The organism is Cognatishimia sp. F0-27 (assembly GCF_020667845.1).
Taxonomy (GTDB): Bacteria; Pseudomonadota; Alphaproteobacteria; order Rhodobacterales; family Rhodobacteraceae; genus JAFMPQ01.
Genome location: NZ_JAFMPQ010000001.1, coordinates 255,004 through 262,878, shown reverse-complemented (window position 1 = coordinate 262,878; position 7,875 = coordinate 255,004). Strand labels below are relative to the sequence as shown.

At 65.4% G+C, this 7,875-nt stretch carries 6 protein-coding genes and 1 tRNA gene; 2 read left to right on the top strand and 5 right to left on the bottom strand.

The window, feature by feature from the left end:
- From J1C49_RS01200 to J1C49_RS01180, 5 genes are all read right to left on the bottom strand, one after another.
- Positions 1-861, bottom strand: an 861-nt coding sequence (locus tag J1C49_RS01200; RefSeq protein WP_370639356.1) for a calcium-binding protein, incomplete at its 3' end; no start/stop codon positions are given.
- Positions 862-1,510: 649 nt separating this feature from the next.
- Positions 1,511-1,586, bottom strand: a tRNA-Thr gene (locus J1C49_RS01195).
- A 77-nt stretch (positions 1,587-1,663) separates the two neighbouring features.
- On the bottom strand, positions 1,664-3,220 hold the full coding sequence (locus J1C49_RS01190; RefSeq protein WP_227443942.1) for a heme biosynthesis protein HemY: 1,557 nt from the start codon (positions 3,218-3,220) through the stop codon (positions 1,664-1,666).
- Positions 3,221-3,232: 12 nt separating this feature from the next.
- Complete coding sequence (locus J1C49_RS21885) at positions 3,233-4,942, bottom strand: mitofilin family membrane protein (protein ID WP_227443941.1); 1,710 nt, start codon at positions 4,940-4,942, stop codon at positions 3,233-3,235.
- Between the two features lie 51 nt (positions 4,943-4,993).
- Positions 4,994-5,743, bottom strand: a complete 750-nt coding sequence (locus J1C49_RS01180) for a uroporphyrinogen-III synthase (RefSeq protein WP_227443939.1) — start codon at positions 5,741-5,743, stop codon at positions 4,994-4,996.
- Positions 5,744-5,836: 93 nt separating this feature from the next.
- Here J1C49_RS01180 and tsaD point away from each other — a divergent pair, with 93 nt between their 5' ends.
- Together tsaD and J1C49_RS01170 are read left to right on the top strand one after the other, a co-directional pair.
- On the top strand, positions 5,837-6,925 hold the full coding sequence (gene tsaD / locus J1C49_RS01175) for a tRNA (adenosine(37)-N6)-threonylcarbamoyltransferase complex transferase subunit TsaD (protein ID WP_227443938.1): 1,089 nt from the start codon (positions 5,837-5,839) through the stop codon (positions 6,923-6,925).
- Positions 6,922-7,875: an NAD(P)H-dependent glycerol-3-phosphate dehydrogenase gene (locus J1C49_RS01170; RefSeq protein WP_227443937.1), complete on the top strand. Its 954-nt coding sequence runs from the start codon at positions 6,922-6,924 to the stop codon at positions 7,873-7,875. The genes tsaD and J1C49_RS01170 overlap by 4 nt, the downstream gene beginning before the upstream one ends.

Sequence of the window (7,875 nt, the reverse complement as noted above, 5' to 3'; positions counted from 1 at the left end):
GCTGTCCACGCCCTCGCCCGCAGCCAGGGTGTCGTCCCCGTCTCCGCCGATGAGGGTGTCGTTGCCGAACCCGGTGGTGATGCTGTCATTGCCCGCGCCGCCGTCAAAGGCGTTGCCGTCATCGTCGCCAGTGATGGTGTCGTTGCCATCGCCGAACGTCCCGACATTGATACCGCCCCCGAAGGAGAGGCTTTCGCTTGCGGCGGATCCAATAAACACGTCATCCCCGTCACCAAGATTGCCTGAGACGAAGCTTCCGTTCGAGATATAGACCCGGTCAGCGGTTGGATTGGCCGTCGGCGCATCCGGTTCGGAAATAATCCAGCGACCCGTTTGGTAAGTCTCATCATCAAAAGTCAGATCGGCAAGGCGGGCAAAAGCCTGTTCCGCTCCGGCCTGAATGATCACTTGCCCAAGCGTGCTGCTCGCCAGATTGGCGGCGAGGGACCCCGCGACAAGCCCGGTTGCATTGCTGACAATAGCGTCCAGAACCGCAACGGACCCGTTTTCGAGGATATCCGCGGCGAGGCTGACCACCTGCAGATTGGCCTGTGTCTGAAACCATGAGTCTGCCGTGACGAAGGCCAGTTCGCGAAAGGCCGTCGCTTGCAGATCCGCCCCGGATACACCGCTGAAGATATCAAAGAACCCGCCAAAGATAGGTAGATCCGGAAGACGCTCGGCTCCGTCAACGATGCCGTCGTAATTCGTATCGAACGGGTCATACCCGCTGATGATCCCGACAAACCGTTCATGCGCGTCGCCATCTAGAGCAATGTCGCCACCCTCAAAGAGTGCGTAGGCGATAACCTGATTGGAACTGTCGGCAAGACGATGAATGGGTTGAGCAAAAAACGGCAATAAACAAATACACCTTAAACCGACATCCCCCAAGTGGAATACCATCCTCGGTATCTTGTCGCTGTTCTATGTCGCAAGCAAGCCTGGTGCGTCCGCTGTTTGGTGATACGGCCAGTTGGCGCGCGACCTGTGCGTGACGTCCGGTCGCGAGGGCAGGATCGATAGGGGGTGTGGTCGGACCGGGGAGCAAGGGGCATGGAAGGCGAAGAAGCCGCTTGTGCGGGCTTTGTGGCCCTCGCGGTGTGGATGGCCCCGTCGAGGACGGAGAGATCGACACGGTAACGATCACGTCGGGACAGGGATCTGGTGGTGTGCCGGATCTTGACCAGATTTGCGTCGATCAAGGGTTTGGCCGCGCGTAACGCTCTTGCTTACCAAGGAAATGCTTACCAAGGAAAGCCCGCTGGTTTCCCTCGCAGCCCCTTCTTCGCCGCGCGAGTGAGGGGCGCGACGGTAGCTCCGAGGAAAGCAAGGTTATGCCGCTGCGAAGAGAACACGATTATGCGCTCTCTATCCAAAACCGTTTGTCAGGGAGGTGAAGCGTCCGCGGGCGAGGTTACGACACCTCGACTGACCCTTGCGGTGATACCGATATGCGTCCTGCAAACGCACTGACCGGCACCATTCGGCGTCAGTGTTTGACTTTTTTTGGTGCCGCTGAAGGGACTCGAACCCCCGACCCCATCATTACGAATGACGTGCTCTACCAGCTGAGCTACAGCGGCTTACCGGACCGATGACCGGCCCGAATGTCTTGCTAGACGGGCGGCCTATTAGCACCGCCTCGGGACAAGGAAAACCCCTATTTTGCGCGCGCCTCGGCCGGTTCGGCATCCTCGACGACAACCGCATCTTCCGCTACGGGTTTTGCCTTGGCGTCCTTGTCTTCGGACATGCCAGCAATATCGCGGGCTTCGGCCGCGTTCACCGCGTCGGCATTCGAGATATCCCTTGCGTCCGAAAGTGCGGGATCGGCGGGGCTGCCGACCAGAAGGGGCAGCATGTCTGCGCCGCTCTGAAGCACGGATTCGGATTGCGAGGGCGTCTTCCATTCCATCGTGTCGAAGGCACCGCAATTCTCGCAAAGCGGCTCCCATTGGGTATGGATCGCGTTGCAGTTGCCGCAGATCCACTGCGGACCACGGGGCGCGGTGAGGGCCCGGGCAAGCCAGCCACGGACGACCTCGTCAGATCCCCCTTCTCCTTTTTCGATCGCGGCCATGATGGCCAGAAGGCGGGCATCCGGGTCATCCTCGACCATGCCGCTCACGGCGCGACGCGCCTCGGGGAAGTTCTCTGCCGCGATGTTGAGTTCCGCGAGAAGCAGGCGGGTTTCGCGATGCTCCGGGTGGATCGTGGTGAGCGCCGTAAAACGCTTGACCCGGTCCGCGGGCGTCTCGTTGGGTTCGATATCGGCAAAGGCTGCGGCCAGATCGGGATGCGGCTGCTCCTGCCAGGCCTTCTTGAGCACGCGCACGGCGTTGCGCTTGCGATCCTGTGCAACGAAGCTGCGCGCGGCCAGCGCCGCGGCGGGCACGAGATCTGGCGCGGCCTTGTTGGCCTTGATCGCGATTTCAGCGCGGGTGGTCATCGCGCCGGGCGCGCTGTCGCTGGCATCGCGCATTTCCGAAAGCGCCAGCACCGCATCGCGGCGCTTGTAGACGTCGCGGGGCAGGGCGCCATGCTTGAGCTTGGCGGCCAGCGTCTTGCGCGCGCCTTCATAATCCGAGGATTCGGCTTGCAGCCGCAGCAGCGTGTCCTGAACCTCCTCGTGGCGGGGCTTGATCGCAAAGGCCCGCTCGGCAAGTTTCAGCGCGGTATCGGTGTCGCCCGCGTTGAGCTTTTGCTTCATGATGCCGCGAATGCCGACGAAGCGGGTTTCGTCGCGCTGCAGGAGGCGCTTGTAGACCTCCTCGGCCTTGCGCTTGTCGCCGACCATCTCGGCGGCCTGCGCGTTGATCAGGTCGGTGAGCTCGGGCTTGTGCAGGTATTTCTCTGCCTTGTTTGCCTTCGCCATGGCCAGACGCCCTTCGCCGGAAGCCAGCGCCATCAACCCCTCGGAGAGCGCCTGATAGCCTTTCCGTTCGCGGTTGCGATCGAAATAGCGCGAAATCGCGGTTTCGTCGCCATTGATCCAGCGCAGGACCGCGACGGTGAGACCGGCGATCTTGAAGAACACATAGAGGATCACGACCAGTGCAGCGGCGGCGATCACCGATTGCAACGGGCCGAGCGTGTATTCGGTGCCCGCCACGGTCAGTTGGACACCGCCGGAGCTTTCCGAGAGATATCCGGCTCCGAGCGACAGCGCAGCAACAAGGGCAACGAATACGATAATCTTGAGGAGTGACCAGAGCATGATCCGTAACCCTTATTGTTGATTGAGCTCTTGGGTGAGCTGTGCCGTCGCGTTCATGGCCGCGTGGCGTGTCTCGGCCTTGGCGACCCAGTCTGACAGAACCGCCTGAGCGGGCTCGGGCAACATGCCGATTTCGCTCAGCGCCGTGTCCAGATCGCCACCGGCCAAAGCCGCTTCGGCGCGTGACAAAACGGCGTCGGGGTCATTGCCCTCGCGCGGGGTGACCGAGCGCGCGCCGAGCTGTGCCTGCAGGAAGCCGCCAAGGCCGCTGGTTTCTTCCGGCGCGGCGGCGCGGGCTTCGCGCAATGCATCGCGCGCGAGATCGGGAAATTCGGAGACCAGGAGCGCCTGTGTCGGAACGCCCTCTGCGGCATTGGCGGTGAGCACGTCAGGCAATGCGACACCACCGTTCTGCAACGTGGTGAGCGGTTCGGCATAAGGCTGTCCGGCCTGAACGCGGCTTGTGACTTCGGCCAGTGCGACACGGTTGGCGGCAAGCACGGCCTGATTGGCGGCGCTGTTCTCTGCGGCCATGGCTTCGGCGGCCATCGCCTCGATCTCGGCGCGCTGGGCCTCGACGGCTTCGCGCTGCTGCTGCACGGAGGCGCTCAGACTGGCAAGCTCGCGCTCATAGGCGGCGATGGCGGCGTCGGAGACCGCGTCTTCGAGCGGGGCTTTTTCCACCTCGGTCAGACGGGCCTCGAAATTGGTGGCCTGGGTGGCAAGATCGGTCAGGGTCCCGTCCATCGCATTGACGCGGTCCTCGACGGTTCCGATGGCAGAGACCACAGGGGCCAGATCAAGGGTTTCGATGGCGCTGCGCGCCTCGGCCAGTTGTGTCGTCAGATCGGAGATCTCGGCGCTCTGGCTTTCCAGCGTGGCGGTGACTTCCTCGCGGAACGGATCGGGTGCATCGGAGCCGAAGAGGTCGAACCCGCTCGAATCGCCCGCAACGAAGCCGAGTCCCGCGGCAATCACACCGCCGATGACCATGGGCACGAAGCCACCCTTGCGCTCGACCACGGTTTTGGTGGTCGCGGGGGAGGGTGCTGCTGCGGCGGCCGTGGCCCCGGCAGCCGCGCCGACCCCGGCACCGGCGCTCTCCGACGCGCGGCTGTCGTCGAACAGGCCCTTGTCAGCGGGGGAGGCGGCGCTGTCCCCGGCGTCGTCTGAGCCTTGCGCACCATCGGCGCCCGCTATGCTGTCTTCGGCGCTGCTCAGCGCGCTGTCGCCATCGCTGGCATCGGTGCGGGCGGTTGCGTCATCGGCTGTTCCAGCCGCCTCCGCCTCGGTCGCGGCGTTATCGTCCGTGACATCGGCGGCGGCGGTGGTGTCATCGGCAACGGCGCTGGCCAGCGTGTCATCGGCCTGCGTGAGGCTGTCATCGTCGGTTTCGGGTGTGGCGTCTTGCGGCTGGTCTGGTGCCGTATCCGATTCGGCTGTGGCGTTCTCTTGCTCGGTTTCCGGAGCCGCCTTGGTTTCATCGGCGTCCGCTTCCACTTTGCTCTGGTCGGCTTCGAGAGCCGCTTTGCTCTGGTCGGCTTCAAGAGCCGCTTTGCTCTGGTCGGCTTCAAGAGCCGCTTTGCTCTGGTCGGCTTCAAGAGCCGCTTTGCTCTGGTCGGCTTCAAGAGCCTCCGTGCTCGTTCCGGTCTGATCCGTCCCGGTCTTGCGAGTCCGCGACGATGCGCTCCGGCTGTTTCTGGATTTTCTCGGTTTCGCCACGTTCTACCCTTTCGAATCTCACCCGGAGCGCGAGCAACTGTCCACGAAGTGTTACACTTCAGGCCTTGGACCCTCAAGCGCTGTTGCCTTTTGCAGCATTTCCACCGTCAAGGCGCGCATCTCTTGAGCATTCGGTCGTCTGGCCACGGATATTTCTGTCATATGGAGCGCTGCGGCGGCTTTGGCCACAGAATCACTCATCGCGACGACCAATAGCGGCGCGCGCGTCGTCCGTTCGGCCAAGAGCCGTGCGCTGCGTGGTGAAAAAATAGGCAAAACAACGGGCCGCGTGCCGTCCAGAGCGGCGCAGGCCTCGGAGGTGAGAGGCCGGGCGCGCTGGTCATAGATCACCACATCGTCGGTGGGCAGACCGGCGGCGGTGAGCCGGCCGGCCACATTGCCGCGCGCATGATGACCACGCAGATGCAGACCACGGCCGGTGACACCTGCGTCCCGCATCGTCTTCACGAGCCTATCCGCGTCGCCCTTGGCGGAGCGGGCCTCCAGCCCGAGCGCGCGGGCCGCCGCCGCGGTTGCATCCCCGACGCACCACGCAGGGATGGCGGGTGGCGCGACGGCGCCGAGGGCGTCGGCAAAGGCGGCCACACCATTGCCGGATGTGAAGATCAGGTGATCAAACTGGCCAAGCTCCGGAAGATCGCCCTTTGGCACGATCTCGAAAAGCGGCGCGTAGAGCGTCTCGCAGTCGGGCGCTTCGGCGTCGCATGTCACCGTTCTAACAAACGCGGCGGCCTGATCAGGCGGGCGTGTCATCAGCAGAATGGGACGGGGTTGGGTCATCGGCACTCGACAGGCGGCGGCGCGCCACAGGATTGTCCTGCGGGCAGGGGAGTGGTAGCCCCTCGCATCGACTGACGCAACGGGATCGCGCCGATGCCCTCCTCTGAACCGCCTCTGATTCTCGGGATCGAAAGCAGCTGTGACGACAGTGCGGCCGCGCTGCTGCGCGGTCGGCAGGTCCTTGCCTCGGTGGTGCAGGGGCAGGCGGCGCTGCATGCGGATTTTGGCGGCGTGGTGCCGGAGATCGCCGCCCGCGCCCATGCGGAACGGCTCGATCTATGCGTCGAGGAGGCCCTGGCGCAAGCGCAGGTTCGGCTTGGCGCGGTGGATGCCATCGCGGTGACCGCCGGGCCGGGCTTGATCGGGGGCGTTCTCTCCGGCGTGATGCTGGCCAAGGGGCTCGCGGCGGGGCTGGGCAAGCCGTTGATCGGGGTGAACCATCTTGCGGGTCATGCGCTGACGCCGCGGCTGACCGATGGGCTGGCGTTTCCCTATCTGATGCTGCTTGTGTCAGGGGGGCATTGCCAGTTTCTGATCGTGCGCGGGGCGGAGGATTTCACGCGGCTGGGCGGCACGATTGACGATGCGCCGGGAGAAGCCTTTGACAAGACGGCCCGGCTTCTGGGGCTGACACAACCGGGAGGGCCAGCGGTGCAGGCCGAGGCGCGGCAAGGGGATCCGGGCCGGTTCCGGTTTCCGCGGCCGCTTCTGGATCGGCCGGGATGCGATATGAGTTTTTCCGGGTTGAAAACCGCCTTGTTGCGCCAGCGTGATGCGCTGATCGCGGAACAGGGCGGGCTGCGCCGGCAGGACCGCGCGGACCTGTGCGCAGGGTTTCAGGCAGCGCTGTGTGATGTGCTTGTGGAAAAGACCCGGCGTGCGCTGGCGTTGTATGCCGGGGAGCAGCCCGCGGAACCCGCCTTTGCCGTGGCGGGGGGCGTGGCGGCCAATGAGGGGCTGCGCGCGGCGCTGACCAGGCTGTGTGCGGCGCAGTCCGTGCGCTTTACCGCCCCACCGCTGGCGCTCTGCACCGACAACGCGGCGATGATCGCCTGGGCCGGGGGGGAACGCCTGACGGCCGGGAAAACCGATGACATGACGCTGGCGGCGCGGCCGCGCTGGCCGCTCGACCGGCAGGCGGCGCCGTTGATCGGGTCGGGACGCAAGGGGGCCAAGGCGTGAGCGTTACCGTGCTTGGCGCGGGCGCTTTTGGCGCGGCGCTTGCCACCGCGCTCTGCGTGCGCGGGCCGGTGACGCTCTGGGCGCGGGCAGGCGCAGAGGACATGGCGCGGGACCGGGCCGTGCCGCGCCTGCCGGGCGTGCGCCTGCCGGACGCGGTTCTGCCAACAGCCGATCTTGCGCGGGCGGCGGAAGCGGATATCGTGATGCTGGCGGTGCCGATGCAGGCATTGGGACCGTTCCTCGACCGGTTGCCGCTGTCGCTGGCGGGCAAGGCTCTGGTTGCCTGTTGCAAGGGACTGGACCTTGAGCGGCTGACCGGCCCTTCCGCGGTGATCGGGCAAGCCTGCCCGGACGCGGTGGCCGCGGTGCTGACGGGGCCGAGCTTTGCCGATGACATCGCGCGCGGCTTGCCGACCGCGCTGACGCTGGCCTGTGCGGACGAGGCGCGCGGCGCGGCCTTGCAGGCGGCATTGTCGACACACGCCTTGCGGCTCTATGCGAGCCCCGACCCGCTGGGGGCCGAGCTTGGCGGGGCGCTCAAGAACGTCGTCGCGATAGGCTGTGGCGCCGTCATGGGGGCGGGGCTTGGCGACAGCGCCCGCGCGGCTTTGATGACCCGCGGCTTTGCCGAGATGACGCGGCTGGCGGCCCATCTTGGCGCGCGCCCGGAAACGCTGACGGGGCTTTCCGGACTGGGAGATCTTGCGTTGACCTGCGGGTCGCCGCTGTCGCGCAACTTCCGGTATGGGCAGGCGATCGGACGGGGCGACAGCTTTGACGCGTCCGTGACCGTCGAGGGCGCGGCCACGGCCCGCGCCGTCGATGCGCTCGCCCGGCGCGAGGCGCTTGACCTGCCGGTCTGTGCGGCGGTGGCTCGCCTGGCCTCGGGCGAGGCCGATCTCGCGACCTTGATCGACATGCTTTTGAACCGACCTCTCAAGAAGGAATGA